At 67.4% G+C, this 25,123-nt stretch carries 25 protein-coding genes; 15 read left to right on the top strand and 10 right to left on the bottom strand.

Translation table 11 applies throughout. The features are described from left to right. Positions 1 to 3 precede the first annotated feature (3 nt). The 5 genes from V7S63_RS18685 to V7S63_RS18705 form a co-directional block, all read right to left on the bottom strand. Complete coding sequence (locus V7S63_RS18685; protein WP_158673589.1) at positions 4 to 375, bottom strand: c-type cytochrome; 372 nt, start codon at positions 373 to 375, stop codon at positions 4 to 6. Continuing rightward, positions 372 to 1,379: a Vgb family protein gene (locus tag V7S63_RS18690; RefSeq protein ID WP_336531291.1), complete on the bottom strand. Its 1,008-nt coding sequence runs from the start codon at positions 1,377 to 1,379 to the stop codon at positions 372 to 374. Before V7S63_RS18690 ends, V7S63_RS18685 begins: the two co-directional genes overlap by 4 nt. Positions 1,380 to 1,489: 110 nt before the next feature. After that, a complete protein-coding gene (locus V7S63_RS18695) occupies positions 1,490 to 2,125 on the bottom strand; it encodes a 2-hydroxychromene-2-carboxylate isomerase (RefSeq protein WP_336531292.1) in 636 nt (211 codons plus the stop codon). A gap of 8 nt (positions 2,126 to 2,133) precedes the next feature. Continuing rightward, the gene (locus V7S63_RS18700; protein ID WP_336531293.1) at positions 2,134 to 2,664 is read right to left on the bottom strand and encodes a hydrolase; all 531 of its coding nucleotides are present in this window, start codon (positions 2,662 to 2,664) and stop codon (positions 2,134 to 2,136) included. Positions 2,665 to 2,669: 5 nt separating this feature from the next. Further along, entirely contained in the window at positions 2,670 to 3,302 is a 633-nt protein-coding gene (locus V7S63_RS18705) for a TetR/AcrR family transcriptional regulator (RefSeq protein WP_336531294.1), read from the bottom strand. Positions 3,303 to 3,383: 81 nt separating this feature from the next. Here V7S63_RS18705 and V7S63_RS18710 point away from each other — a divergent pair, with 81 nt between their 5' ends. Both V7S63_RS18710 and V7S63_RS18715 read left to right on the top strand, forming a co-directional pair. Then, the gene (locus V7S63_RS18710; protein ID WP_336531295.1) at positions 3,384 to 4,916 is read left to right on the top strand and encodes a 4-hydroxyphenylacetate 3-hydroxylase family protein; all 1,533 of its coding nucleotides are present in this window, start codon (positions 3,384 to 3,386) and stop codon (positions 4,914 to 4,916) included. Beyond that, on the top strand, positions 4,913 to 6,562 hold the full coding sequence (locus V7S63_RS18715) for an acyl-CoA dehydrogenase family protein (RefSeq protein WP_336531296.1): 1,650 nt from the start codon (positions 4,913 to 4,915) through the stop codon (positions 6,560 to 6,562). The genes V7S63_RS18710 and V7S63_RS18715 overlap by 4 nt, the downstream gene beginning before the upstream one ends. Positions 6,563 to 6,582: 20 nt before the next feature. Here V7S63_RS18715 and V7S63_RS18720 read toward each other — a convergent pair whose 3' ends face one another. Beyond that, positions 6,583 to 7,653: a LacI family DNA-binding transcriptional regulator gene (locus V7S63_RS18720; protein WP_336531297.1), complete on the bottom strand. Its 1,071-nt coding sequence runs from the start codon at positions 7,651 to 7,653 to the stop codon at positions 6,583 to 6,585. Between the two features lie 112 nt (positions 7,654 to 7,765). Between V7S63_RS18720 and V7S63_RS18725 the strand changes: the two genes are divergently transcribed. The 5 genes from V7S63_RS18725 (at position 7,766) to V7S63_RS18745 (ending at position 13,982) form a co-directional block, all read left to right on the top strand. Continuing rightward, positions 7,766 to 8,782, top strand: a complete 1,017-nt coding sequence (locus tag V7S63_RS18725) for a TRAP transporter substrate-binding protein (protein ID WP_091836020.1) — start codon at positions 7,766 to 7,768, stop codon at positions 8,780 to 8,782. Between the two features lie 36 nt (positions 8,783 to 8,818). Beyond that, a complete protein-coding gene (locus V7S63_RS18730; protein WP_442896482.1) occupies positions 8,819 to 10,696 on the top strand; it encodes a TRAP transporter large permease in 1,878 nt (625 codons plus the stop codon). A 25-nt stretch (positions 10,697 to 10,721) separates the two neighbouring features. Beyond that, a complete protein-coding gene (locus V7S63_RS18735; RefSeq protein ID WP_092157499.1) occupies positions 10,722 to 11,261 on the top strand; it encodes a VOC family protein in 540 nt (179 codons plus the stop codon). 154 nt (positions 11,262 to 11,415) lie between these two features. After that, positions 11,416 to 12,693, top strand: a complete 1,278-nt coding sequence (locus V7S63_RS18740) for a ribulose-bisphosphate carboxylase large subunit family protein (protein ID WP_336531298.1) — start codon at positions 11,416 to 11,418, stop codon at positions 12,691 to 12,693. Positions 12,694 to 12,695: 2 nt separating this feature from the next. Continuing rightward, the gene (locus V7S63_RS18745; RefSeq protein ID WP_336531299.1) at positions 12,696 to 13,982 is read left to right on the top strand and encodes a four-carbon acid sugar kinase family protein; all 1,287 of its coding nucleotides are present in this window, start codon (positions 12,696 to 12,698) and stop codon (positions 13,980 to 13,982) included. Between the two features lie 12 nt (positions 13,983 to 13,994). On the opposite strand, the gene V7S63_RS18750 is transcribed toward V7S63_RS18745, so the two are convergent. Continuing rightward, positions 13,995 to 14,318, bottom strand: a complete 324-nt coding sequence (locus V7S63_RS18750) for a hypothetical protein (protein WP_143079706.1) — start codon at positions 14,316 to 14,318, stop codon at positions 13,995 to 13,997. Between the two features lie 221 nt (positions 14,319 to 14,539). Here V7S63_RS18750 and V7S63_RS18755 point away from each other — a divergent pair, with 221 nt between their 5' ends. From V7S63_RS18755 to V7S63_RS18765, 3 genes are all read left to right on the top strand, one after another. After that, positions 14,540 to 16,063, top strand: a complete 1,524-nt coding sequence (locus V7S63_RS18755; RefSeq protein ID WP_336531300.1) for a serine hydrolase domain-containing protein — start codon at positions 14,540 to 14,542, stop codon at positions 16,061 to 16,063. Then, positions 16,060 to 17,643: an ABC transporter substrate-binding protein gene (locus V7S63_RS18760; protein WP_336531301.1), complete on the top strand. Its 1,584-nt coding sequence runs from the start codon at positions 16,060 to 16,062 to the stop codon at positions 17,641 to 17,643. The genes V7S63_RS18755 and V7S63_RS18760 overlap by 4 nt, the downstream gene beginning before the upstream one ends. A 137-nt stretch (positions 17,644 to 17,780) precedes the next feature. Beyond that, the gene (locus tag V7S63_RS18765; protein WP_143079705.1) at positions 17,781 to 17,963 is read left to right on the top strand and encodes a hypothetical protein; all 183 of its coding nucleotides are present in this window, start codon (positions 17,781 to 17,783) and stop codon (positions 17,961 to 17,963) included. 2 nt (positions 17,964 to 17,965) lie between these two features. On the opposite strand, the gene V7S63_RS18770 is transcribed toward V7S63_RS18765, so the two are convergent. After that, positions 17,966 to 18,364 carry a hypothetical protein gene (locus V7S63_RS18770; RefSeq protein ID WP_336531302.1) on the bottom strand — a complete coding sequence of 133 codons (399 nt, stop codon included), beginning with the start codon at positions 18,362 to 18,364 and terminating at the stop codon, positions 17,966 to 17,968. Between the two features lie 176 nt (positions 18,365 to 18,540). Between V7S63_RS18770 and V7S63_RS18775 the strand changes: the two genes are divergently transcribed. From V7S63_RS18775 to rfbB, 3 genes are all read left to right on the top strand, one after another. After that, positions 18,541 to 19,671, top strand: coding sequence for an anhydro-N-acetylmuramic acid kinase (locus tag V7S63_RS18775; protein WP_336531303.1), 1,131 nt, complete (start codon positions 18,541 to 18,543; stop codon positions 19,669 to 19,671). Between the two features lie 67 nt (positions 19,672 to 19,738). Beyond that, positions 19,739 to 20,317 (top strand): dTDP-4-dehydrorhamnose 3,5-epimerase, encoded by a 579-nt coding sequence (gene rfbC / locus V7S63_RS18780; protein ID WP_336531304.1) that lies wholly within the window; start codon positions 19,739 to 19,741, stop codon positions 20,315 to 20,317. Next, on the top strand, positions 20,314 to 21,369 hold the full coding sequence (rfbB, locus tag V7S63_RS18785) for a dTDP-glucose 4,6-dehydratase (protein WP_336531305.1): 1,056 nt from the start codon (positions 20,314 to 20,316) through the stop codon (positions 21,367 to 21,369). Before rfbC ends, rfbB begins: the two co-directional genes overlap by 4 nt. A 130-nt stretch (positions 21,370 to 21,499) precedes the next feature. Here the strand turns inward: rfbB and V7S63_RS18790 are convergent, their stop codons facing one another. Continuing rightward, positions 21,500 to 22,231 carry a DUF899 domain-containing protein gene (locus V7S63_RS18790; RefSeq protein WP_336531306.1) on the bottom strand — a complete coding sequence of 244 codons (732 nt, stop codon included), beginning with the start codon at positions 22,229 to 22,231 and terminating at the stop codon, positions 21,500 to 21,502. A 68-nt stretch (positions 22,232 to 22,299) separates the two neighbouring features. On the opposite strand from V7S63_RS18790, the gene V7S63_RS18795 reads away from it, so the two are divergent. Both V7S63_RS18795 and V7S63_RS18800 read left to right on the top strand, forming a co-directional pair. Next, positions 22,300 to 22,764 carry a MarR family winged helix-turn-helix transcriptional regulator gene (locus V7S63_RS18795; RefSeq protein WP_336531307.1) on the top strand — a complete coding sequence of 155 codons (465 nt, stop codon included), beginning with the start codon at positions 22,300 to 22,302 and terminating at the stop codon, positions 22,762 to 22,764. A gap of 67 nt (positions 22,765 to 22,831) precedes the next feature. Then, positions 22,832 to 23,236, top strand: coding sequence for a VOC family protein (locus V7S63_RS18800; protein ID WP_336531308.1), 405 nt, complete (start codon positions 22,832 to 22,834; stop codon positions 23,234 to 23,236). An 85-nt stretch (positions 23,237 to 23,321) separates the two neighbouring features. Here the strand turns inward: V7S63_RS18800 and V7S63_RS18805 are convergent, their stop codons facing one another. Next, a complete protein-coding gene (locus V7S63_RS18805; RefSeq protein ID WP_336531309.1) occupies positions 23,322 to 25,079 on the bottom strand; it encodes an ABC transporter substrate-binding protein in 1,758 nt (585 codons plus the stop codon). Positions 25,080 to 25,123: the final 44 nt, after the last annotated feature.

The following is a 25,123-nucleotide window of genomic DNA, read 5'->3' on the forward strand; positions in this document are numbered from 1 at the left end:
CGGCTATTGCTTCAGCAGATAGTCCACTACGGCAGCCCGATCCGCCGCGTTGAGGCCGGCGGGCGGGCTCATCCAGCCGCCGGGCACGATCGCATCGGGATCGGTGAGATAGCCGAGCAGCCGCTCGCGGTCCCAGGCGAGGCCTTGTGCCTTCGCCACCTTGAACGCCGGCGAATAGTCGAATCCTTCGGCCGAGCCGAGCACCCGTCCGTTCAGCCCGGAAAGATGCGGCCCCGCCATGCCGGCCTTGGCGGTATCGAGACTGTGGCAGGACTGGCAGGTCTTGAACACGGTGGCCCCAGCCGGCTCCTGCGCTTGCGCTGCGCCGCCGGCAATCAGCGCAAACGCGATGAGCGCAGCCGAGGCCGCCCTCACGCCGGCTTCACCGTCTGGATGCGCACCAGCCGGTTGGTGCCGCTCTCGCCGCCCCAGGCCTCGCCGCTGCGCCCATCCATCTGGCGGACATTGGCACCGGGCTTGTCGCTCGGGAAGCTGTTGAACTCCTCGGTCAGCGGGTCGAAGCGGACGATGCTGTTCAGTGCGAAATCGGTCAGCCAGACCTTGTCGGCGTCGTCGACATAGACCGAATAGGTGCGCGGCTTGTTGCCTGGCAATTTCCAGCCCTTCCAGCTGCCGCTTTCGCTGTCATAGGCGGAGACCTGGCCCGAATTCCACTCGCTGACCCAGATCCGGTTCTTCGAATCCGACCAGACCCGGCGCGCGCCCTGGCCCTCGGTCGGCGGGTCGATCACGGTGAAGCTGCCGCTCTGGGTATTGATGCGGGCGATGTAGTTGCCGGCGAGCGAGGCGAACCAGATCTCGCCCGCGGGCGTCCGGGTCATGCCGTAGGGCCCGGCGCCGCGCGGCGCGTCGAAAATGTCCATCTTGCCGGATGTGGGATCGAAGCGGCCGACGATGCCGTTTTGGCCGGTGAACCAGAGCATGCCGGCCTTGTCGAACACCGGCGTGTTGAGATTGGCGCGCTCGCGCCCGGCCGGCAGCTTGAACAGCTCGACCTTGTGGGTCTTGTCGTCGATGCGGGCGATGGCATTCTGGCCGCCCTCGGTGACCCAGGCTGCGCCGTCGGGCCCGCGCACAACGCCATGCGGCGCGGCGCCATCCCCGAGCGGGATCACCTTGGTCTGGCTCGTGCGCGGATCGAAGCGCCCGAGCACGCCGTTGCGCTGGCCGCAGACCCAGATCGTGCCGTCGCCGGCATCGGTGACATCGCGCGAGCCCTTGATCTCCGGCACCTCGAAATAGGTGACGATGAACGGGCTGCCGGGCTGGGTTTGCCCGGTCGCCTGCGCGCTGCGCAGGATGAGGTTCGGCGCGGCGAGGCCGGCGATACCGAATTTCAGGAACGAACGGCGCAGCATCGGCGTCTCCTTTCGTCGTCAGCGGCGGATCATCCGCCTCCCGGCGAGAGGCGTAAACCGACAACATCATGAAACTGTGGCTGCGGCCGTGCGGTTCCCTTCGCTCGTGTTCAGCGCTGCCGCTGGACGCCTTCCGGCAGCGTCGAGACGCGCGCCATCTCGCCGCTGCGGAACGCTGCGGGATCGGCGAGATAGTCCAGCGCCATCGGCATGGCATCGACACCCCAGAAGATCTCGCCGTCGATCACAAGGCTCGGCACGCCGAAGACACCGGCGGCAACCGCGTCCTCGGTCGCCTGGCGCAGCCGGTCCTTCACCTCCTGCTCTCCGATCCGCGCCAAGGCATCGGGGCGGCCGGCGGCATCGGCGACCTTCTGCAGGACCTGTTGGTCGTTGGCGTCGCGTCCTTCGCCCCAGACGAGACGGAAGGCGGCAGTGACCGCCGCCTCGCTGCCGTCCAGCGCCGTCAGCAGCCGCAGCATCGCGAGCGGGTTGAACGGATGGGCCGGCGGGAAGCGGAAGGGCACGCCCATCGCCTGCGCCAGATGCGTCGAGAGGCGGTAGGTATGGACGCGTTTCGGTGCGACCTCCGCCGGCCCGAGCTGGCCCCAGGCCTTGAGCACCCCGCCGAAGACGATCGGCTTCAGCACGACCGGCCGCTGCTCCCGGATCGCACCCAGCCGCGTCAGCGCCAGATGCGCGAAGGGCGAAATGATGTCGAAATACCAGAGGGCGGGCTGAGGCACAGATCGGCTCACTTGATCAGCCTGGCGGCGGCGCGGAACTGCGGGTGCTCGGCTGTGCGCAGCCACTCGAACACCACCATCTCGGTGGTGACGATCTCGGCGCCGCTCCGCTCCAGCCGGCGCAAGGCCGCCTCCTTGTTCTCCGGCGTGCGCGAACCGACCGCGTCCTGCACCACCAGCACGCGGCGCTTGTTCTCCAGCAGCGAGAGCGCGGTCTGGCCGACGCAGACATGCGCCTCGCAGCCGCAGAGGATGAGTTCCTCGTCGCCGGCGATGGCGTCGATGAAGTCGGGCGCGCCGCAGGAATCGAAGCTCATCTTGGCGATGGCGGGCGCGGCCTCGGCCAGCTCCGGCACCGTCGTTCCGAGCCCGGCCGGATTCTGCTCGGTCATCACGATCGGCACGTCCAGCAACCTCGCCGCCGCCACCAGCTTGCCGGCATTGGCGACGAGGCGCGGCCCGTCATGGATCGCCGGCATCAGGCGCGCCTGGAAATCGATGATGACGAGGCGAGAGCGCTTGGCGTTCATCAGGTGCATCGGCATCATCTCCGCAGGAGCCGGTCGAGCTCGGTTTCGACATGGCGCTCCATCAGCAGGCGCGGCGACGCGCCGAACATGCGGATGCGCCGCGTATGCGCCAGCAGCAGCACACCGGAAGCATGGGCGAAGGCGTCGGTCATGATCAAGTCGGCCTGCGCGGCATTGGCACCGAGCGCCAGCGCCGCCGCGCGGATCGGTGCCAAGGTCGCTTCCAGCGCCTCGTTCAGCGTCTTGTCGCGCTCGCGGCCGAGGCCGTGCGGGCGCATGCCGCCGCGGAACAGGTAGAAGCCGAGGTCGAGATCGCGCGGATTCTCCGCATAGAAGTCGAAGAAGGCGAGGGCGGCCGCCGAGAAACGTTCTGCCGGTGGGTCCACGGCTGCGACCGCGGCATCGACTGCGGTCTGCAACGCCGCGATCGAACGGCCGAGCACCTCGGCATAAAGCGCTTCCTTGGAGTCGAAATGGAAGTAGAGCGCTGCCGGCGTGTAGCCGGCCTCGGCGGCGATCGCCCGCAACGAGGCGCCGTCCAGCCCCTCGCGCTCGAACACGGTGCGCGCGGCGGCAATGATGCCCTCGCGCTTTGCGTCCGTTGCGGCATAGCGGCCGCGCTTCCGGCCTGCTGCTTCCTCGCCCACTGTCGAACGCCTCCAATCCTCTTGACGAAAATCTAACGCCGTTCAATTTTAACGGCAACAATCGTTCGGGAGGAGGCTATCATGCTGATGGATGCCGCCGGCTATCGCGAATCCCTGCGCGCCTACCAACCGCGCGTCTTCGTCGGCGGGCAACGCGTCGAGAGTGTCGCCGACGAGAAATTGCTGCTGCCGGGGATCAACGGCATCGGCGTGACCTATGATCTCGCCCATGACGAGGCCTACCGGCCGATCATGACGGCGGTGCAGGGCTCCTCCGGCAAGACCGTCAACCGCATGCTCCATATCGACGCCTCGTCCGGTGATCTCCTCGCCAAGCTCGAAGCGGTCCGCCTGGTCTGCAAGATCTCCGGCTGCGCCCAGCGCTACCTGACGCATGACGCCTTCAACGGCATCCTGCAGGCGACGATAAGGGCCGATGCCAATCATGGCACCGACTACACGCAACGCTTCCTCGCCTACATGCATCGGATCCAGGACGAGGACCTGACCTGCGGCGTCGCCATGACCGACGCCAAGGGCGATCGCTCGCTGCGGCCCGGAATGCAGGCCAATCGCGATTCCTATGTTCACATCAAGGAGCGCCGGCCGGACGGCATCGTCATCCGCGGCACCAAGGCGATCGTCACGGGCGCGCCTTACGTCCACGAATTCCTGGTGATGCCGTGCCGCACTCACGCGAAGGGCGACGAGGATTTCGCCCTCTGCTGCGCCGTGCCCTGCGATGCCGAGGGCATCACCATCGTCGCGCGTCCGGCCGGGCGGCCGGGTGATCCCGCCGCGAAGTTCTCTGCGAAATACGGCCAGTCGACCGGCGCCGTGATGTTCGACGACGTCTTCGTGCCCTGGGACCGCGTGTTCATGGCCGGCGAGACCGAGGAGGCCGGCTACCTCACCACCAGCTACGCCACCCATCATCGCCACAGCTGCATCGCCGCCCGGGCCGGCTTCGGCGACCTGCTGATCGGCGCCGGCGCGCTGATCGTCGAAGCCAACGGGCTCGATGCCGACAGGCACTCCCATGTCCGAGAGCAGCTGGTCGAGCTGATCACCATCACCGAGAGCTTCTTCGCCTGCGGCGTCGCGGCTTCGGTCTATTGCAGCAAGGACGCTTCGGGCGTGGCGATGCCCGACGCAGTTTTCGCCAATATCGGCAAGCTGCTTCTCGCTACCAAGATCTATGACATGCACCGCATCGCTCATTACGTCTCGGGAGGCTTGATCGTGGCGCTGCCCGGCCCGGATGAGGACCATAACCCCGAGACCGCCGCCTCGCTCGCGGCCGTGCTCACAGGGCGGCCGGACATCCCCTATGAGCAGCGCGCCGAGGTCGCCCGCTTCATCGAGGACCTCACAGTGTCCAAGGAGGCCGGCTGGTATTCGGTGATCTCGCTGCATGGCGGCGGCTCGCCGGAAGCGATGAAGCGCGAGATCTGGCGCAACTATCCGGTGATGGAGAAGGTCGCGCTGGTCGAGAGCCTGCTCGACCGCGGCGTGCTCGCCGACGGCTCGCGGGTGTCGAAGCAGCCCGGCCGCTGCTGCGTCACCGGCTGCGAGGTGCCAGAGCGCGTCACGACGCAGGAGGCGGCGGAATGACCATTCACGCTCACGCCACCCATCAGGTCCTCAACCAGGCCCGTCCGGCGACCGGCTGGAACGCTTTCTCCGGCGATGCGGTGCTGCAGGGCATCGTCGCGCGCGGCGCGCCCTGGGTCGCGGAGAAGGCGGCGGCACTCGGCGCCCATGCGGGCGATGCCGAGATCCAGGACCTCGCCCGTCTCGCCAACCGGCACGGGCCGGAACTCAGGACCCACGACCGCTACGGCAATCGCATCGACTGGATCGAATTTCATCCGGCTTGGCACGAGCTGATGCGCCTTGCCTTCGCCCATGAAGTCCCCTCGCTCGCCTGGACCACGAGCGAGCCGAACGGCCATCTCGCCCGCGCGGTGTTGTCCTATCTCTGGAACCAGGTCGAGCATGGGACGGGGTGCCCCACCGGCATGACCTATGCCGCCTTTCCCGGCCTCGCCCAGCCGGAGCTTTCGCTCTGGCGGGAGAAGATAACCTCGGGCCGCTACGACAGGCGCCCGCTGCCGGTGGCGCTTAAAGAGGGCGCCAGCATCGGCTATGCGATGACCGAGAAGCAGGGCGGCTCCGACCTGCGCGAGACTCAGACCACCGCCCGCTTCCTCGAGGATACGCCCGAGGGCCGGGTCTACCTGATCACCGGGCACAAATGGTTCTTCTCGGTGCCGCAATCGGACGGGTTCTTCACCCTGGCGCGCACTGAGAGCGGCGTTTCCTGCCTTTTCTGCCCAGGCTTCCTGCCCGACGGCAGCCGCAACCGCCTGCAGATCCAGCGCCTCAAGGACAAGGCCGGCAACCGTTCGAACGCCTCCTCCGAAGTCGAATTCCGCGACTGCCTGGGCTGGCTCGTCGGCGGGGAGGGCGCCGGCATCAAGGAAATCCTCAGCCACGCCCATTTGACCCGGCTCGACTTCGCCGTCGGCTCGGCCGGGCTGATGCGCCAGGCGCTGACGCTGGCGCTGAACCACACCCAGTCGCGCCGGGGATTCGGCTCATCTCTGGCCGAGCAGCCGATGATGACGAATATTCTCGCCGATCTCGCGATCGACTCGGAGGCCTCGACGCTGATGGCCTTCCGCGTCGCCGCTGCGACCGATGCGATGGAGACATCAGAGCAAGAGCGCCATCTCGCCCGCGTCACCACCCCGCTGGCGAAGTTCTGGAACTGCAAGCGCGCCGCCGCCTTCGTCGTCGAGTCCCTCGAATGCCATGGCGGCAACGGCTTCATCGAGGAGAACCCGATGGCGCGGCTCTATCGCGAGGCGCCGCTCAATGCGATCTGGGAGGGCACCTCGAACATGATGTGCATGGACGTGCTGCGCGCCTTCAACCGCGAACCACGCACCAGGGAGGCCTTCATGACTGAGGTCGGGCAGGCGCGCGGCGCCAACCGCGCCCTCGACCGCTGGCTCGACCGGCTCGGCGACGAGGTAGCGAAGCCCCGCAACGATGACGGCCATGGCCGCCGGCTCGCCAATCTGATGGCCTATGCGCTGCAGGCCTCGGAGCTGCGGAAGCACGCCGACGAGGCCGTGTTCGAGGCCTTCTGCCGCTCGCGGCTGGACGCCGACTGGGGCTACGTCTTCGGCACGCTCGAGCCGTCGCCGGAGTTGGCGGGGATCGTCAGGCGGGCGACGGTGGCGCAGAGCTGAAGCGCGGCCATCGCCGCCCCTCAGGGCAGGTTCTCGCGCAGCACGATCTCGATGCCGGGCCGAGCCGTACCCTCCGCCGCCGGCCGCCCGGCGCGCAAGTTGGCGAAGATTGCGACGCAGCTCATCAGCGTCGCCAGCGGCTGCTGGGTGATCACCGCGTCCATGGTGCCGTCGACGAGCAAGCCGCGCGTCTCCGGCGTCAGCCCATGGCCGACGAAGACGACATCCTGCCGCCCGGCCTCCTTCAGCGCCCGGGCGATGCCTTCCGGCCCGCCACCGATATTGTAGATGCCCGCGAGATCCGGATGCTGGCCGAGCAGGGTCTTGGTCTGGCGGTAGTTCTTGGCCTCGTCGTCATGGCCCTCGCGCAGGCCGACGACCTTTATCTCGGGATAAAGCTCCTCGAACAGGTGCAGGAAGCCCATCTCGCGCTCCTCATGGGCGCGGTAGCTCAGGCTGCCGGCGATCATCGCCACCTTCGCCCGGCGCGGACCGATGAAGCGGGCGATGAGCTGTCCGGCGGTGCGCCCGGCGGCGCGGTTGTCGAGGCCGACATAGGCGGCGCGAGCGGTGTTGGCGATGTCGGAGATCAGCGTGACGCTCGGCACCCCGCGCTCTGCGAGGGCATCGACCGCCTCGCGCACGGTCGGATGCTCCAGCGCCATGAAGGCGACGCCGTCGACCTCGCGGCCGATGCGTCGCAGTTCATGGGCGAGCAGCTCCGGCTTGAAGCTCTCGATATGCTCGACCCTGGCGCGCATGTTGAAGGACGCCAGCTGGTCCTGCGATCCCGCGATCAGCCGCCCGAGCATACCGAGGAAGCGGTTGTTCCCCGCCGGCAGCAGGAAGCCGAGGCGCAGGGGCCTGAGCGCGCTCGCCGGCAGCGCCCCCTCCATGACATAGCCGAGCTCGCCAGCGGCCTTCAGCACGCGCTGCACCGTCGCCGGCCTGACGCCCGGTCGCTGGTTCAGCACCCGGTCGACCGTCGCGGTCGAGACGCCCGCCAGGCGCGCGACATCCTCGACGCGCGCCATCTGGCGCCGGCGCGGTAGCGCGGTCTCCTCGTCAGGATCGCGGATCGGCGCATTCATTCAATCAAAAACCATCATAAAATGAGCTTGAAGACCATCAGATGCGATTTCTATGCTGAGCGTCAAGCACTCAAGAGCGATCAAATCGCATCAAGTCCGCAGGGAGGACATCATGACCGGACCGAGCCGCCGCACGCTCATCAAGGGCCTAGCCGCCGCCCCCGCCGCATCGCTGATCGGCATGCCCATGATCGCGCGCGCCGCTGAGATCGAGCTGAAATACGGCAACAACCTGCCGCTCAGCCACCCACTCAACATCCGCGCCCAGCAGGCGGCCGAGCGCGTCGCCAAGGAGACGAACGGGCGGGTCGAGATCAAGATCTTCCCGAACAACCAGCTCGGCGGCGACACCGACATGCTGAGCCAGGTCCGCAATGGCGGCATCACCTTCTTCACCCCGTCGGCGCTGGTGATCGCGACCTTGGTGCCGGTCGCGGCGATCAACGCGGTCGGCTTCGCCTTCGCCGACTATGACCAGGTCTGGAAGGCGATGGACGGGCCGGTCGGCGCGCATGTCCGCGCCGCCATCGAGAAGGTCAATCTCTATGCCTTCGAGAAGATGTGGGACAATGGCTTCCGCCAGATGACCACCTCGGGCAAGGCGATCGAGCAGGCAGCCGACATGGCCTCGCTCAAGATCCGCGTGCCGGTCTCGCCGCTCTCGATCTCGATGTTCAAGGCGCTCGGCGCAGCGCCCGCCAGCCTGCAGTTCTCCGAGGTCTATTCGGCGCTGCAGACCAAAGTCGTCGATGCACAGGAGAACCCGCTGCCGATCATCCAGGTCGCCAAGCTCTACGAGGTCCAGAAGAGCTGCGCGGTCTCGAACCATATCTGGGACGGCTTCTGGTTCATTGCCAATGGCCGCGCCTGGAAGGGTCTGCCGCCGGATATCCAGAAGATCGTGGCGTCCGCGATCAACGATGCCGGCGTCGCCCAGCGCGGCGACATCAAGAGCCTCAACGAAACCGTGCAGGCCGATCTGCAGTCGAAGGGGCTTGCCTTCAACAAGACCAACCCCGACAGCTTCCGGGCCAAGCTCCGCGACGGCGGGTTCTACAAGGAATGGCAGGAGCGCTTCGGCGCCGAAGCCTGGGGCCTGCTCGAGGGAGCGGTCGGCAAACTCGCCTGAGCGAGTGAGCCGCAGCCGAATTCTCGGGGAAACGCCATGGACGCTCACGCCGCCACTTTGCCGCCGCCGGTCATGCCGGCGACCGGCCTCGGTCGCCTCGCCGACAGGCTCGACCGCGCCGTCGGCACGGTGGTCGAGCTTGTCGCGGCCGTGCTCGTCCTTGCCGAGATCGTCATCTTGGGAGCGGGCGTCACCGCCCGCTACGCCTTCCACGCGCCCTTGGTCTGGTCGGACGAGCTCGCCTCGATCCTGTTCCTCTGGCTTTCCATGCTCGGCGCGGTGGTGGCGCTGCGCCGCGGCGAACATATGCGCATGACCGGGCTCGTCACCCGCGTCGGCCCGCAGGCGCGCCTCCTGCTCGAGGCGCTCGCCATCACCGCCGCGATCGCCTTCCTGGTGATGATCCTGCCGGATGCGCTGGAATATGCCGAGGACGAGCGCTTCATCGTCACGCCGGCGCTGGAGATCGCCAACTCCTGGCGCGCCGCGGCGCTGCCGATCGGCATCGTCCTGATGCTGTTCGCCGCCTTCTGCCGGCTGCTGCGCTTCGGCTCCTGGAAGACGGTCGCGCTGGCTCTCGGGATCACCGTGGCGCTGATCGGCCTGTTCTATCTCGCGGGGCCGGTCCTGAAGCCGCTCGGAAAACTCAACCTGGTGATCTTCTTCGTCGGCGTCGTCGCGGCGAACGTCTTCGCCGGGGTGCCGATCGCCTTCTCATTCGCGCTCGCCACCTTCGGCTATCTCGCGCTGACGACCTCGACGCCCATGGTCGTGATGGTCGGCCGGCTCGACGAGGGCATGAGCCACCTCATCCTGCTCGCCGTGCCGCTGTTCATCTTCCTGGGCGCGCTGATCGAGATGACCGGCATGGCGCGCGCCATGATCCAGTTCCTGGCGTCGCTGCTCGGCCATGTCCGCGGCGGCCTGTCCTATGTGCTGGTCGGCGCGATGTACTTGGTCTCAGGCATCTCCGGCTCGAAGATCGCCGACATGGCCGCGATCGCGCCGGTGCTGTTTCCGGAGATGCAGAAGCGCGGCGCCAAGCCCGGCGACCTCGTCGCATTGCTCTCGGCGACGGGCGCGCAGACCGAGACGATCCCGCCCTCGATCGTGCTGATCACGATCGGCTCGGTCACCGGCGTCTCGATCGCGGCCCTGTTCACCGGCGGCATGCTGCCGGCGGTTGTGCTCGGCATCGCGCTCTGCTTCGTCGTCTGGTGGCGCAACCGGGGTGAGGATCTCAGCCAGGTCACCAAATATTCGAAGCGCGAGATCGGCAGGCTCTGCCTGATCGCCGCGCCCGCGATCGCGCTACCTTTCGTCATCCGCGCCGCCGTCGTCGAGGGCGTCGCCACCGCGACCGAGGTCTCGACCATCGGCATCGCCTATGCCGTGCTGGCCGGCATCCTGATCTACCGCCAGTTCGACTGGCGCCGGCTCAAGCGCATGCTGGTCGACACGGCCTCGCTCACCGGCGCGATCATCTTCATCATCGGCTGCGCCACAGCGATGGCCTGGGGCCTGACGCAGTCGGGCTTCTCGCAGGACCTCGCCAAGGTGATGGCGGCCGTGCCGGGCGGCACCTGGGGCTTCCTCGCCATCTCGATCGTCGCCTTCGTCATCCTCGGCAGCGTGCTCGAGGGCATCCCGGCGATCGTGCTGTTCGGCCCGCTGCTCTTCCCGATCGCCAAGCAGATCGGCGTGCACGAAGTCCACTATTCGATGGTCGTGATCTTCGCGATGGGCATCGGGCTGTTCGCCCCGCCCTTTGGCGTCGGCTATTACGGCGCCTGCGCGATCTCGAAGATCAATCCCGACGAGGGGCTGAAATACATCTGGGCCTATGTCGCAGCCCTTTTGGTCGGCCTCGTCATCGTCGCCGCCGTGCCGTGGTTCTCCATCGGCTTCCTCTAGTCATCGTCGCAGGAAAGCACCCGCCATGAGCCGTCATTTTGGCCAGATCCGTCAGGCCGGCTATGTCGTCCCCGATATCGAGGCGGCAATGGACTATTGGAGCCGGGTGCTCGGCGTCGGGCCGTTCTTCTACAACCCGAAGGTCCCGATCAGGAACTACCGCTACAAGGGCGAAGCCTACGAGCCGCATAACTCTGTGGCGCTCGCCAATTCCGGCCCGCTCCAGATCGAGCTGATCCAGTGCCGCAACGCGGTACCGTCCATGTACAAGGACTTCACCGATGCCGGCCATAGCGGCCTGCAGCATGTCGCCTACTGGACCTCGGACTACGATGCCGACCTGGAGCGGCTGCTGGCGGAAGGCTTCAAGCCGGTGATGTCCGGCGAAGTCGGCGAGCGCGGCCGCTTCATCTATTTCGACACGCACTACCATCCCGGCACGGTGATCGAGCTCTCGGAGGTCGCCGGCCCCAAGGGCGAGATGTTCCGATTGATCCGCGAGGCGGCGGAAACTTGGGACGGCGAGGACCCGGTGCGCCCCTTCCCCGACCTCAGCAAGCTTTGACGCTTTCGCCTAGGCTCTGCGGTCGTCCCGGACGACCGCAGAGAGATCCGGGACCCATGCCTGAGCCCCACCGATAGATGCTCAGGCATGGGTCCCGGATCGGCGCCGCCGAAGGCGGCTTGTCCGGGACGACCGCCATGGTGAGTATCGCGACATGTCCGCTGCCGACCGTTTCACGGCCACCTATCTGATCGAGACGCCGCTCGATCCGCGCCAGGTCGCGGAAATCATGGCCGGCGAGCAGTCGAGCGGCACCTTCACCCGCGTTGCCGGCGAGACCGACGAACTGCGCGACCGCGCCCGCGCCGTCGTCATCTCGGTCGAGGATCTCGATAGCGCTGCCGAACCGAGCCTGCCCAATGCCTGGCTGGCGCGGAAATGCGTCGAGGGGCCGTGGCGTCGCGCCCGGATCACGCTCTCCTTCCCGGTCGACAATGTCGGCGCCAATCTGCCGACGCTGGCCTCGATCGTCGCGGGCAACCTGTTCGATCTCGGCGAGGTCACCGGGCTCAGGCTCGAAAGCATGGCCCTGCCGGCTGCCTATCGCCGCCTCTTCCCGCTGCCGACGCGTGGCATCGCCGGCACCCGCCGGGCGACCGGCGTCATGGATGGCCCGATGATCGGCTCGATCATCAAGCCCAATGTCGGCCTGCGTCCCTTCGAGACCGCCGAGCTCGTCGGGCGGCTCTGCGCCGCCGGGCTCGACTTCATCAAGGACGATGAGATCTCGGCTGATCCCGTGCATGCGCCGCTGGCCCAGCGCGTGCCTGCGGTGATGGCCGCGGTGCGCCGCCATCAGGACCGCACCGGCAAGGCGGTGATGGTCGCCTTCAACATCACCGCCGAAACCGACCAGATGCGCCGCCATGCCGAGCTGGTCGAGCGCGAGGGCGGCACCTGCGTGATGGTCAGCCTGAACTGGTGCGGCTTTTCGGCGGTCGAGACGCTGCGTCGCTCGACCAGCCTTGCCCTGCACGGCCACCGTAACGGTTTTGGCGCGCTCTCGCGCCATCCATTGCTCGGCATCGGCTTCCAGGCCTACCAGACGCTTTGGCGGCTCGCCGGCGTCGACCACATGCATGTCCACGGCTTGCAGGGGAAGTTTGCGCAGGAGGACGAGGAGGTCGTGACCTCCGCCAGGGATTGCGTGACGCCGCTGACCGACGGCATCGACGACCGCGTGCTACCCGCCTTCTCCTCCGGGCAATGGGCCGGCACGGCGCAGCCGACCTGGGACGCGATCGGCCATGACGACCTGCTGTTCATGGCGGGCGGTGGCATCCTCGCCCATCCCGGCGGGCCGGCGGCGGGCGTCGCCAGCATCCGCCAGGCTTGGGCTGCGGTCGCCGCCGGCGTGCCGCTGGGCGAAGCGGCGAAGAGCCATGACGAGCTCGCGCAGGCGCTCGCCTTCTTTGGCAAAAGCGGCGGCTGAGCATGGCGAACGAGGCCCCCCGCTACGGCTGGTATGGCGACGACTTCACCGGTGCGACCGACACGCTCGCGACGCTGGCGGAGGCCGGACAGCGCGCTCTGCTGTTCCTGCAAATCCCGACGGCCCAGCAGCTTGCGCGCGCCGGATCGCTCGACGCCGTCGGCATTGCGGGGGCGACACGAGCGATGGCGCCCGAGGCTATGGCGCGGGAGCTGGAAGAAGCGGGGCGCTTCTTCGCCACGCTCGGTATCGGCCTGCTGCACTACAAATGCTGCTCGACCTTCGACAGCGCTCCGGATGTCGGCAGCCTTGGCGCGGCGGCACGCGCCCTGCGAGCGCATTTCCCCAATCCATGTCTGCCGGTGATCGGCGGCCAGCCCAATCTCGCGCGCTACTGCCTGTTCGGCACTCTCTTCGCTGCGGCGGGAGCGGGCGGCGTCGTTCACCGAATCGACCGCCACCCGACGATGAGCGTCCATCCGGTGACGCCGATGGGCGAGGCGGATCTGCGGCGGCATCTCCAGGCGCAGGGGCTCGAGCGGGTCGCGCTCGTCGATTACCGCAGCCATGAAGGCGAGGGCGGGCGACGGACCTTGGACGCTGCGCTCGCTGGAGCGCCCGAAGCCGTCCTTTTCGACGTCTCGCGCCCGTCCGACCTCGCCGCGATCGGCGCCCTGCTGCGCGAGCGCATGAGTGCGGGGCCGATGCTTGCAATCGGCGCCAGCTCGGTGGCACAGGCGATTGCCGGCTTCCCGCAGACCCCCAAGGCCGAGATGCCAAAGCTCGCTCGCTCCGCTTCCGGTGGCAATCTGCTCGCTCTAGTCGGCAGCTTGTCGCCTGTGACCCGCGCCCAGGTCGAGCTCGCCCAAGGCTATGAGCGGATCGCGATCGATCCGGCGCGACTCACTCGCGAACCCGCTTATCTGGAAGCGCTCCGCATCGAAGCCCTGGCCAGCTTGGAACAGAGCAACGTCATGCTGATCACCGACAAGCCGGCCGGCGTACCGGCCGAGACCGGGAAGGTCGCGGCCGCGACCGGAGCGCTGCTGCGAGCGATCATGAGCGACGCGCGGATCAAACGGCTGGTCGTCGCCGGCGGCGACACCTCGACGCTGGCGATCCGCGCGCTCGACCTCTGGGGCCTGTCCTATCGCTCGCCCTGCACGCCGGGCGCGCCGCTCTGCCGCGCCCATAGCGATGATCCCCGGCTCGATGGCCTCGATATCGTGCTGAAGGGCGGCCAGATGGGCACACCCGATTTCTTCAACCGCGTCGCAGAGACGGCCTGAGCCGGTCTCGGCCTACGGGCAGACGTAGCCGCCCTGATTGTCGGGCACGCAGCGCGAGCCGTTGGGCAGGTTGAGCGCGCCGGAGCGATCGCGGCGGACATAAGCGCCGTTGGGCAGGGAAAAGCCGCCGCTCTGGTCGGTCTGGACGCGCGTTCCATCAGGCAGTTGCAGGCCACCAGCGCCGTCGCTGACGATGCGCTTGGTCATTACGGTGGTGCCGGGCGCGGGGCTGGGGGCCAGGCCGGGAGGCGGGGCGCCGAAGCGCTGCGGCTGCGAGCAACCTGCCACGATACCGGTAAGACCAATCGCCCCGGCCACAATAAACGCACGTTTCATCCCAATCCGCCTCCTCAATATCGCTTCATCAAATCCGCAGTCTCCGACAGGGCCGGGCTCCGGTCCAGCGCGCCGCCGCGCGCGTGGCAGGATCGTCCAGCGAATGTGCCGCTTTCATGACGATAGGGGTTGAACGTCAGCGCATGGCTGAGAGGATTGCCTGATCGCCCTCTCATCCGCGACAGTTCCAACCGGGACGGAACGGCGGAGCAGGACAGCGCATGGTCGACTGGACGAAGGGACGCGGCGAGGCACAAGCGATCGCCGAGCCATGGACGCGGCAAGGCGGACCGGGCGGGGCGATCGTGCTGTTCGATCGCGAGGGAGTGCGCGAGAGCGCAAGCGGCGGCTTCGCGGTGATCGAGCACCGCCTCCCGTTCACGCCTGACACCCAGAACCGGTTGGCCTCGATCAGCAAGCACATTTGCGGCGCCCTCCTGTTGCGTGAGGGGGTATCGCTGGAGGAACCGCTCGCCAGCTTCATCCCTGAGCTACCCCAGGGACTTGGCGCCGTGCCGCTCGGCCGGGCGCTCGACATGACCGGCGCGCTGCCGGACATGATGGAGGCGCTCTGGCAGCAGGGAACGCCGTTCACCGCGAGTCTGTCCGCCTCCGAGATCTTCGCCGCTGCCTGCCGCCTGCCCGGGCTCAACGGCGAGCCAGGCAGCGAGATGGCCTACTCGAACACCGGCTGGCGCCTGGCGCAGGCGATCCTCGAGCGCCGGACCAGCAAGGGCGCCGCGCAACTCGTCGAGGAGCTGATGGCGCCGGCCATGCTGCCGATCCGCTTCGTCTCCGACGAGAGCGAGGTCGTCCCCGGGCTCGCTACCGGCTACTGGCATGACGGGCAGGGCTGGCGGCGCGGCTTTTACGGCTTCAACTTCTCGGCGTCTGGCGGCATGGCCGGCAGCGCGGCCGGGCTGGCGCGCTGGGCGGCGGGGCTGATGGCCGGGCGCGAGCCGTATGCCGGGCTGCTCGACCGGCTCGCCGCGCCGCGCCAGTTCGCCGATGGCAGCCAGAGCGGCTACCGGCTCGGCTTGGTCGCGAGCCGGCTCGGCAAGACGCACATCATCGGTCATGGCGGCTCGCTGACGGGCTATCGCAACCACATGCTGATGGCGCCGGAGCTGGGCGTCGGCGTCGTCGTGCTGACCAATCGCGAGGAGGATGCGCTCTGGCCGGCGCTGCGCGTGCTGGCGGCGCTGCTCGGTGAAGCGCTGCCTGACGATCCCGAGCGTGTTCCGACCGGGCTATACGCGGCCGAGGACGGGCCGTTCTGGGCCGAGTTCGCTGCCGGCGCGATCAGCGTCATGGGCGGCTATGAGAAGCTGGTCTCGGATGGCGACGACGGCCTGCGCAGCCTGCCGGCCTATCTCGACATTGCCCTGAAGGCCGATCCCGACGGCGCGTTCAGCGGCCGGATCGGCGGTGTCGCGCGCCGGCTGCTGCCGGTGCCGCCCGAGACGATGCTCGACGAGCGCCTCGTCGGGCGCTGGCGCGATGAACGGCTCGGGGTCGAGATCACGATCAGTGCCGACGGCACCGCATCCTGGCCCTGGGCCGGGACGGTCGGCCTCACAACCCCGCTGACGCCGCTGCCCGGCGGGCGGGCGCTTGCCGACCTGAAGCATGGCCCGTGGCGGCATCGGCCTTGCCTCTGGCTGCAGCCGGACGGCAGCCTGCGGCTCGCCAGCCATCGTTCACGCATCCTGCATTTCCAACGTATCGAGGGAGGCCAGTCATGACCCGATCCCGCCTTGTCGCTGCTCTGTTCGGCACGACCGCGCTGCTGCTCGCCGCTGGCGCGCAGGCACAGCCGGCACCGAAAAACGTGCTGCGCGTCGCGCCGCATGCCGACCTCAAGACGCTCGATCCCGTCGCCGCCTCGATCGTCATCACCCGCATGCACGGGCTGATGATCTACGAGAGCCTGTTCGCCTGGGACGCCAATCTCCAGCCGAAGCCGCAGATGGTCGAGAGCTTCTCGACCTCGGACGACAAGCTCTCCTGGACCTTCACCTTGCGGCCGGGCCTGAAATTCCATGACGGCCAGCCGGTGACCACGCGCGACGTCATCGCCTCGCTGGCTCGCTGGATGAAGCGCGACACGATCGGCGGCAAGCTCGGCGAGTACACCGAAGGGATGGAGGCGAAGGACGAGCGGACCTTCGTGCTCAAGCTGAAGAGGCCCATGGCGCTGGTGCCGTTCGCGCTCGGCTCGGCGGTCGGCCAGATCCCGGTGATCATGCGCGAGGCGGATGCCGCGACCGACCCGATGAAGCCGGTGACCGAGACGATCGGCTCCGGCCCGTTCAAGTTCAACCGCGCCGAATGGCGCAGCGGCGCCAAGATCGTTTACGACAAGAATCCGGACTATGTGCCGCGCTCCGAGCCGGCCGACGGGCTCGCCGGCGGGCGGATCGTCAAGGTCGACCGGGTCGAATGGCTGATCATGCCGGATGCGGCGACGGCTGCCGCCGCCCTGCAGACCGGCGAGATCGATATCTGGGAGCAGCCGAGCCAGGACCTGATCCCGGTGGTCGCGGCGGCCAAGGAGGTCAAGGTCGAGCGCTATTCCAACCTCGCCAACCAGGTGATGCTGCGGCCGAACAGCTTGCATCCGCCCTTCAACAACCCAAAGGCGCGGCTCGCTCTCGCCTATGCCACCGACCAGGCCGAGTTCCTGGCCGGCGGCTTCGGCGACGAGGAATGGTGGAAGCGCTGCACCGCCTATTTCATCTGCGGTGCGCCCAACGGCACGCAGGCCGGCACGGAAGCTTACGCCAAGCCGGATCTGGAGAAGGCGAAGCAGCTCCTCGCCGAAGCCGGCTACAAGGGTGAGAAGCTGGTGCTCACCACCAGCAACGACATCGCCGCGATCGGCCGCATGGCCGAGGTCGCCGCCGCCCAACTCAAGAAGGTCGGCGTCAACGTCGATGTCCAGTTCTCCGACTGGGGCACCGTCACCACCCGGCAGCAGAACAAGAGCCCGCCGGACCAGGGCGGCTGGAACCTGTTCGTGACCTATGCCTCGGGCGCGACCATGCAGTCGCCGATGACCAATATCGGCACCAACATGGCCTGCGAGAAGGCCTGGGCCGGCTGGCCTTGCGATGCCGAAGCCGAGAAGCTGCGCGGCGCCGTGGTCGATGCGCCCGACGATGCCGCCCGCAAGGCGGCGGTCGAGGCATTGCACAAGCGCCTGGCCGAGGTGCAGCCCTATCGCGTGCTCGGCCAGTTCGAGCAGCCCTATGCCAGGCGCAGCACGGTCTCGGGCGTGCTGGCGGCGCCGGTGATGCTGTTCTGGAACGTCGAGAAGAAGTGAGTGCCCAAGGTCGAAAGATCGGGCGTTAACCGGTTCCTGACCGATTGCGGGCGAGACTCGGGAGAACGATTCGCCTTCCTAGTCTCGTGAGACGCGTAATGGGTCAGGTCCTGATGGGTCAGGTTTTGCAGTTCCGCTTGAAGCCGCCAGCCGTCATGGGCGATGGCGATGCGCTCGACCTGATGTCGGCGATCGACTTCGCCTTGCGTGACCTCGCCGACATCACTCCGCATATCCTGCATGAGCCGAGCCGCGAGCAGGCGCGGCAGTGTCGGCAGATGCTGCAGGACGCTTTCGACGCCGCACTGCAGGCCGGCTGAGCTCAGTCGCGCCTGACATCGACGACATAGCCCTCGTCGTTGACGACGACGCGGATACCGTCGCCCTCTTCGTCGATGCCCGAGACGATCCAGACCCCGCGGCGGCGGCTGACGTTCTCGACATCGACCACGCCGCGGCGGCGGGCGATGCGCACCGCGTCGCGCCGGCTGATGCCGTAGTCGCCGTCATCGTCGTCATAGGCGGGCGCCGGCGGCCGGGGCGCGCGCGGTGGCGGCGGAGCAAGATCGGGCGCCGGAGCGGGTCCCGGCCCCGGTCCAGGCCCGGGCGGGGGAACGGCTCGCGGCGGCGCGCCGATGCCGCCGCTCAGAGCCTGAGCCAGGACCGATCCCGTCGGAACGAGGCCGAGGCAGGCGGTTAGGACGAAGCGACGGGTCAGCATGGCCGATCTCCAGAAGAGGCTTGCCTTGCGTAAGCGGCGATTGGGTCGGAATCGGGACGGGATTGCGGGCGAAGCTGGCCTGTGACAGGCATCGCCAGAGCCAGTCCAGCAAGAGCGCGCAGCGGTTTCGCGTCCGCAATTGCGTGAGATTGCAGGACGAGAAGGAGATGCGGCGCATGCAAGCCTGGGCGATCGGCCTGATGACCGGAACGGTCCTCGACGGCAATATCGACATCGCCGCGATCCGCACCGATGGCAGTGTTGTCGCCGAGTTCGGACCGTGGCGCCTCTCGCCCTATCGCCAGGAAGTCCGCGATCTCCTGGCCGAAGCGGTTCAGGCGGCGCTCGGCTGGCGCTTCGAAGGGCCGGAGCCGGCGATTTTCGCTGAAGCCGAGCGTGCCCTGACGCTGGCGCAAGGCGAAGCCGTCGCCGAGTTCCTTGCCTCTGAGGGCATCGCTTCGAGCGAAGTCGCAGCGATCGGCTTCCATGGTCAGACCGTGCTGCACCGCGCCCCGACCAGGGAGCGCAAGGGCGACACCCGTCAGCTCGGCGACGGGGCGCTCATGGCACGGCAGCTCGGTATCGACGTCGTCTACGATTTCCGCACCGCCGATGTCCACGCCGGCGGCCAGGGCGCGCCGCTGGTTGCAAGCTATCATGCTGCGCTGATGGGCAGCATCGGGGCCGGGCAGGAGACGGCCGTGCTCAATCTCGGCGGTGTCGGCAATCTCAGCGCCTTCGCCGATGCCGAACGTGTCCTCGCTTTCGATACCGGGCCTGGCAATGCGCCGCTCAACGACTGGATCAAGCGGCACGGCAAGGGCGAGATGGACCGCGACGGCGCCTTCTCGCTTGCGGGCACTGTCGACGAGGCCAGGCTCGCGCTGCTGCTCGAGCACCGCTATCTCTTCGCGCCCTACCCGAAATCGCTCGATCGCTACGACTTCACCGCGGCCATGGCCGACGGCCTCACCTTTGAGAACGGGGCGGCGACGCTGACCGCCTTCACCGCCGGTGCCGTCGGGCGTGGGCTCGACTTGCTGCCGGTCAGGCCACGGAGGCTGATCGTTTGCGGCGGCGGGCGGCGCAACCCGGCGATCATGGCGGCGCTCAATGCGCGCACGGGCACGCAGGCGGTTCCGGCCGAGACGGTCGGCTGGCGCGGCGATGCGATCGAGGCGGAGTGCTTCGCCTTCCTGGCCATGCGCCGCAAGGCCGGCCTGCCGATCTCCTTCCCGCTCACCACCGGCGTCTCGGAGCCGATGACGGGCGGGCGGATCGCAAGAGCCGGATCCGGCTCGGATTGAAGCAATCTGATTGCAACGCACTCCCGCGGGCGTTGACGGCGCGCGCCAGCGAGGGTTCAAGGGCGGCATGAGCAAGTTCGCCTTCGAGCCCCTCGCCATCCCGGCCGTCGTGCTGATCAAGCCGAAGAAATTCGGCGATGCGCGTGGCTACTTCCTGGAAACCTATAGCGTCGAGGCATTCGCGGCCGCCGGCATCGATGCTGTCTTCGTCCAGGACAACCAGTCGCTTTCGGTGACACGTGGCGTGGTGCGTGGCCTGCATTTCCAGGGGCCGCCGGCGCCGCAGGCCAAGCTGATCCGGGTGCTGAAGGGCGCGATCTTCGACGTTACCGTCGATATCCGCGTGGGCTCGCCGAGCTATGGCAGATGGTGCGCGACGACGCTCACCGCCGAAGGCGCGGAGCAGCTCTTCGTGCCGCGTGGCTTCGCGCATGGCTTCTGCACGCTCGAGCCCAATACCGAGGTCGTCTACAAGGTCGACGGACCCTATGCGCCGGAGGCCGAGGGCGGCATCGCCTGGAACGACCCTGATCTCGCGATCGATTGGCCGGTCGCAGCCGCCGAGGCGCAGCTCTCCGGCAAGGACGCCGCCCTGCCCGGCTTTGCCGGTTTTGCCAGCCCGTTCCGCTACGAGGCCCGGCCGTGAAGCGCTATCTCGTCACCGGCGGGGCCGGCTTCATCGGTTCGGCCGTGGTGCGCCACCTGATCGGGCAGACGCCGCACCAGGTGCTGGTCGTCGACAAGCTGACCTATGCGGGCAATCGCGACAATCTCGAACCTGTCTCGAACGATCCGCGGCTCACCTTCCTCCAGGCCGATATCCGCGACGTCGCCGCGATGCGGCAGGCCTTTGCCGAGTTCCGACCCGACATCGTCATGCACCTGGCGGCCGAGAGCCATGTCGACCGCTCGATCGATGGGCCGACCGCCTTCATCGAGACCAATATCGTCGGCTCCTTCGTGCTGTTGCAGGAGGCGCTGCGGCACTGGCGCGCCCTGCCGCCTGCCGAGCAGGCCAGCTTCCGCTTTCATCAGATCTCGACCGACGAGGTCTTCGGCTCGCTCGGCGAGGACGGGCTGTTCAGCGAGACCTCGCCATACCAGCCGAACTCGCCCTATTCGGCCTCGAAGGCAGCCTCCGATCATCTGGTGCGAGCCTGGCACCACACTTACGGCCTGCCGGTCGTGCTCTCGAACTGCTCGAACAATTACGGGCCCTATCACTTCCCCGAGAAGCTGATCCCGCTGATGATCCTCAACGCGCTCGAGGGCAAGGACCTGCCGGTCTACGGCTCCGGCGCCCAGATCCGAGACTGGCTGCATGTCGAAGACCATGCCCGCGCACTCGCCCTGATCGCCGAAGGCGGGCGGGTCGGCGAGAGCTACAATGTCGGCGGCTCGGCCGAACGCAGCAATCTCGAGGTGGTCAAGGCGATCTGCGCGCTGATGGACGAGCTTGCGCCCGATGCCGCGCTCGGCTCGCGCGACAACCTGATCCGTTTCGTCGCCGACCGTCCCGGCCATGACCAGCGCTATGCGATCGATGCCAGCAAGATCGAGCGGGAGCTCGGCTGGCGGCCACAGGAGAGCTTCGAGAGCGGTTTGCGGAAGACGGTCGCCTGGTATCTGGAGAACCGCGACTGGTGGGGCCGGATCCGCTCCGGCGTCTATCGCGGCGAGCGGCTCGGCGCCGGTTGAAATCCCTTGCTGCTGGCGGCCGCTCGCAGCCCGGCCGCGACGGCCATCGAAAAACACGCGCCCCAAGCCCGTTCCCTGCCGGGAGCGGGCATCCCACCGACCCTATGCGCGTGGTCTTGCCTGCGCCGCCTCAGGCAGCGCAGCAGCTGTGAGCCTTCGGCTTGTCCTCGTATTCGTCGTGGCGCTTCACGAAGCTCAGCGTCGAGGTCTCGTTGCGGCCCTTCGGCGCGCGGTCGAGGATCATCAGCGTCGCCAGCATCTCCTCACCGCCGCGGGAATAGCCCGAATAGGTGTGGAACACCTCGCCCGCCTCGTTGCGGATGAATGAGCTGAGGCCGGGCAATTCGTCATGGGCCTGCTCCGACGGTGTCTGTGTGAAGTTGTAGAGCACCGCGCCCTCGGCCAGCTCTTCCTGGGTGAAGGAGACGTGGTGGTCGAAGTTGAAATCGCCGCCGAAGGACGAGACCCAGGGCACGCTCCAGCCCATGCGCGTCTTGTAGGCTTCGATCTTGGCGAGCGGCGCCCGCGAGATCATCACCAGCGTGACGTCGTGGTTGTTGAGATGCGCCAGCGTACCGCCGAGATGATCGGCCATGAAGGAGCAGCCGGGGCATCCCGCCTCCCAGTCCGGCCCGAACATGAAATGGTAGACAACCAGCTGGCTGCGGCCGTCGAACAGCTCGGCCAATGTCTTCTTGCCCGCAGGCGTGTCAAAGACGTAAGTCTTGTCGACCCTGACCCAGGGCAGGGCCAGCCGCTCGGCATTGATCTCGTCGCGCAGCCGGGTGAACTCCTTCTCGCGGGCGAGCAGGGTCTTGCGCGCATCCAGCCAGTCGGACCGGGAAACCACCTGATGCTCCATCATCGCCTCCTTGCAGCACCCAACCCTTCAGCCTATTCTCAATGAGTTGATATCAACATATCTGAACGATGTCAAAATCACTGGAAACACCCATCGAATCCCTCGTCCCCTTCGCCACGACGCTGCATGTGCGCGACCATTGCCTGTGCCTGCACATCCAGCGCGCGGCGCGGACGCTGGCGCGATTGTTCGACGAGGCGCTGCGGCCGGTCGATCTGACCAATCAGCAATTCTCCCTCCTGATGTCGCTGAACCGGCCGGAGCCGCCGCCGCTCGGCCCGGTCGCGAATCTGCTCGGCATGGACCGGACGACGCTGACCGCGGCGCTGAAGCCGCTGGAGCGCCGCGGCCTCGTCGTCGTGACCGCCGGCGAGAAGGACCGCCGCAGCCGGCTCCTGGCAATTACGCCGGAGGGAATTGCGCTGCTCGCGCGAGCCATGCCGATCTGGCAGCGCACGCATGACGAGGTCGATGCCCGTCTCGGCGACTTCGAACCGGCCAGGCTCAGGCAGGCGCTTCAGGCCGTGTCATAGCCGGGCCACATCACCTCGGTTCAATGGCGGGCCTTCCGACAGATGATCCCGACGCAAGGAGCAAGGCATGCCCCAGATGATCTTCGTCAACCTGCCGGTGAAGGACCTCGAGGCGTCGAAGGCGTTCTTCACGGCGCTCGGCTTTTCCTTCAATCCGCAATTCACGGACGAGACCGCCGCCTGCATGGTGATCAGCGACACGATCTTCGCGATGCTGCTGACCCATGAGAAATTCGCGAGCTTCTCGCCGAAGCCGATCGCCGATACCAGCCAGTCGCTGGAGGTCCTGATCGCGCTCTCCCGGGACAGTCGCGAGGCAGTCGATGCGATCGTCAAGGCGGCGCTATCTGCCGGTGGGACGACCTTCAGCGAGCCGAAGGATTACGGCTTCATGTATGCCCACGGCTTCCTGGATCTCGACGGCCATGTCTGGGAGGTGATGTGGATGGACGAGAGCGCAACGCAGCAATAACCCGTCTGGCAACGCCCATCAAACAATCGGGGGCGCGGCATTGCTGCCGCGCCCCTTTTGCACGTCCGAGCCGGGAGGAGGGGGCTCAGCCGCGCTTGGGGGGAGACGCTGGCCAGCTCTTGATCAGCGTGTCGTAGTCGATCGTCTCGCCCTTCGGCTTCTCGTTGGCGAGCTTGCGCTGCGGCGCCAGCGTGCCGGCCTTCTCGGCCTTGGCGAACCACTCTTCCGCCGTGGTGCGCGGGTTGAGCTTCGGCCCGCAATCGCCTTGCACGCCGGAGCGTTCCAGGCGCTCCATCACGGAGTCCTGCGCCGCTGCCAGCGCATCCATCGCCGCCTGCGGCGTCTTGGCGCCGGAGGAGGCGTCGCCGATGTTCTGCCACCAGAGCTGGGCGAGGCGCGGATAGTCCGGGACGTTGTTGCCGGTCGGCGTCCACTGCACGCGCGCCGGCGAGCGGTAGAACTCGATCAGTCCGCCGAGCTGGGGGGCGCGCTCGGTGAAGCTCTTGTCCCAGATGTCGCTCTCGCGGATGAAGGTCAGGCCGACATGGCTCTTCTTCAGGCTGACCGTCTTCGAGACGATGAACTGCAGATAGAGCCAGGCCGCCTTGCGGCGCTCGACCGGGGTCGAGTTCAGCAGGGTCGCCGATCCCGCGTCCTGGTAGCCGAGCTTCATCCCGTCCTTCCAGTAGGCACCCTTGGGCGAGGGCGCCATGCGCCATTTCGGCTTGCCGTCCGAGCTCATCACCGGCAGGCCGGGCTTGACCATGTCGGCGGTGAAGGCGGTGTACCAGAAGATCTGCTGGGCGATCGTGCCCTGCGCCGGCACTGGTCCGGACTCGCCGAATGTCATGCCCTGCGCCTGCGGCGGGGCATATTTCTTCAGCCAGTCGACATATTTGGTGATCGAGTAGACCGCTGCCGGGCCGTTGGTGTCGCCGCCGCGTTCGACTGCGGAGCCGACCGGACGGCAGCCCTCCATGCGGATGCCCCATTCGTCGACGGGGAGGCCGTTCGGGATGCCCTTGTCGCCATTGCCGGCCATGGAGAGCCAGGCGTCGGTGAAGCGCCAGCCGAGCGAGGGGTCCTTCTTGCCATAGTCCATATGGCCGAAGACCTTGGTGCCGTCGATCTCCTTGACGTCGTTGGTGAAGAACTCGGCGATGTCCTCATAGGCCGACCAGTTCACGGGTACGCCGAGATCGTAGCCGTATTTGGCCTTGAACTTCTCCTTGAGGTCGGCGCGCTGGAACCAGTCGTAGCGGAACCAGTAGAGGTTCGCGAACTGCTGCACCGGCAGCTGATAGAGCTTGCCGTCCGGCCCGGTGCCGAAGGACTTGCCGATGAAGTCGTCGATGTCGAGGTTCGGGTTGGTGACGTCCTTGCCCGGGCCGGCCATCCAGTCGGTCAGGTTGGTCGCCTGCTTGTAGCGGAAATGCGTGCCGATCAGGTCGGAGTCGTTGATCCAGCCATCATAGATGTTCTTGCCGGACTGCATCTGCGTCTGGATCTTCTCGACCACGTCGCCTTCCTGGATCAGGTCGTGCGTCAGCTTGATTCCGGTGATCTCGCTGAAGGCCTTGGCCAGGGTCTTGGCCTCGTATTCATGCGTGGTGATCGTCTCCGAGACGATGTTGATCTCCATGCCGGCGAAGGGCTTCGCGGCATTGATGAACCACTCCATCTCCTTCATCTGCTCATCCTTGGAGAGCGTCGAGGGCTGGAATTCGCTGTCGATCCATTTGCGGGCTTCCTCGGGGCCGGCGAGGGCCGGTCCGGCGGCGAGCGTCAGCGCAAACAGGCTGGCGCCGGCGAGGCAGGAGAGGTGTGTCTTGAGCGTCGTCATCGTTGTCCTCCGACGTTTCCCTTGGGGTGCCGCCCGTTCTCCGG

Origin of the sequence: Allobosea sp. CCNWLY174 (assembly GCF_037120455.1) — a bacterium.
In the GTDB taxonomy this organism is placed as follows: domain Bacteria; phylum Pseudomonadota; class Alphaproteobacteria; order Rhizobiales; family Beijerinckiaceae; genus Allobosea; species Allobosea lupini.

What these genes read in the sequence shown, in the direction of transcription:
- V7S63_RS18710 (WP_336531295.1), top strand. Translation starts at nt 3,384, where the DNA reads ATGCTGATGGATGCCGCCGGCTATCGCGAATCCCTGCGCGCCTACCAA.
- V7S63_RS18795 (WP_336531307.1), top strand. Translation starts at nt 22,300, where the DNA reads ATGTCAAAATCACTGGAAACACCCATCGAATCCCTCGTCCCCTTCGCC.
- V7S63_RS18775 (WP_336531303.1), top strand. Translation starts at nt 18,541, where the DNA reads ATGCAAGCCTGGGCGATCGGCCTGATGACCGGAACGGTCCTCGACGGC.
- V7S63_RS18720 (WP_336531297.1), bottom strand. Translation starts at nt 7,653, where the DNA reads ATGAATGCGCCGATCCGCGATCCTGACGAGGAGACCGCGCTACCGCGC.
- V7S63_RS18800 (WP_336531308.1), top strand. Translation starts at nt 22,832, where the DNA reads ATGCCCCAGATGATCTTCGTCAACCTGCCGGTGAAGGACCTCGAGGCG.
- V7S63_RS18700 (WP_336531293.1), bottom strand. Translation starts at nt 2,664, where the DNA reads ATGCACCTGATGAACGCCAAGCGCTCTCGCCTCGTCATCATCGATTTC.
- V7S63_RS18735 (WP_092157499.1), top strand. Translation starts at nt 10,722, where the DNA reads ATGAGCCGTCATTTTGGCCAGATCCGTCAGGCCGGCTATGTCGTCCCC.
- V7S63_RS18805 (WP_336531309.1), bottom strand. Translation starts at nt 25,079, where the DNA reads ATGACGACGCTCAAGACACACCTCTCCTGCCTCGCCGGCGCCAGCCTG.
- V7S63_RS18745 (WP_336531299.1), top strand. Translation starts at nt 12,696, where the DNA reads ATGGCGAACGAGGCCCCCCGCTACGGCTGGTATGGCGACGACTTCACC.
- V7S63_RS18725 (WP_091836020.1), top strand. Translation starts at nt 7,766, where the DNA reads ATGACCGGACCGAGCCGCCGCACGCTCATCAAGGGCCTAGCCGCCGCC.
- rfbC (WP_336531304.1), top strand. Translation starts at nt 19,739, where the DNA reads ATGAGCAAGTTCGCCTTCGAGCCCCTCGCCATCCCGGCCGTCGTGCTG.
- V7S63_RS18770 (WP_336531302.1), bottom strand. Translation starts at nt 18,364, where the DNA reads ATGCTGACCCGTCGCTTCGTCCTAACCGCCTGCCTCGGCCTCGTTCCG.
- V7S63_RS18750 (WP_143079706.1), bottom strand. Translation starts at nt 14,318, where the DNA reads ATGAAACGTGCGTTTATTGTGGCCGGGGCGATTGGTCTTACCGGTATC.
- V7S63_RS18755 (WP_336531300.1), top strand. Translation starts at nt 14,540, where the DNA reads ATGGTCGACTGGACGAAGGGACGCGGCGAGGCACAAGCGATCGCCGAG.
- V7S63_RS18690 (WP_336531291.1), bottom strand. Translation starts at nt 1,379, where the DNA reads ATGCTGCGCCGTTCGTTCCTGAAATTCGGTATCGCCGGCCTCGCCGCG.
- V7S63_RS18730 (WP_442896482.1), top strand. Translation starts at nt 8,819, where the DNA reads ATGGACGCTCACGCCGCCACTTTGCCGCCGCCGGTCATGCCGGCGACC.
- V7S63_RS18760 (WP_336531301.1), top strand. Translation starts at nt 16,060, where the DNA reads ATGACCCGATCCCGCCTTGTCGCTGCTCTGTTCGGCACGACCGCGCTG.
- V7S63_RS18740 (WP_336531298.1), top strand. Translation starts at nt 11,416, where the DNA reads ATGTCCGCTGCCGACCGTTTCACGGCCACCTATCTGATCGAGACGCCG.
- V7S63_RS18715 (WP_336531296.1), top strand. Translation starts at nt 4,913, where the DNA reads ATGACCATTCACGCTCACGCCACCCATCAGGTCCTCAACCAGGCCCGT.
- V7S63_RS18790 (WP_336531306.1), bottom strand. Translation starts at nt 22,231, where the DNA reads ATGGAGCATCAGGTGGTTTCCCGGTCCGACTGGCTGGATGCGCGCAAG.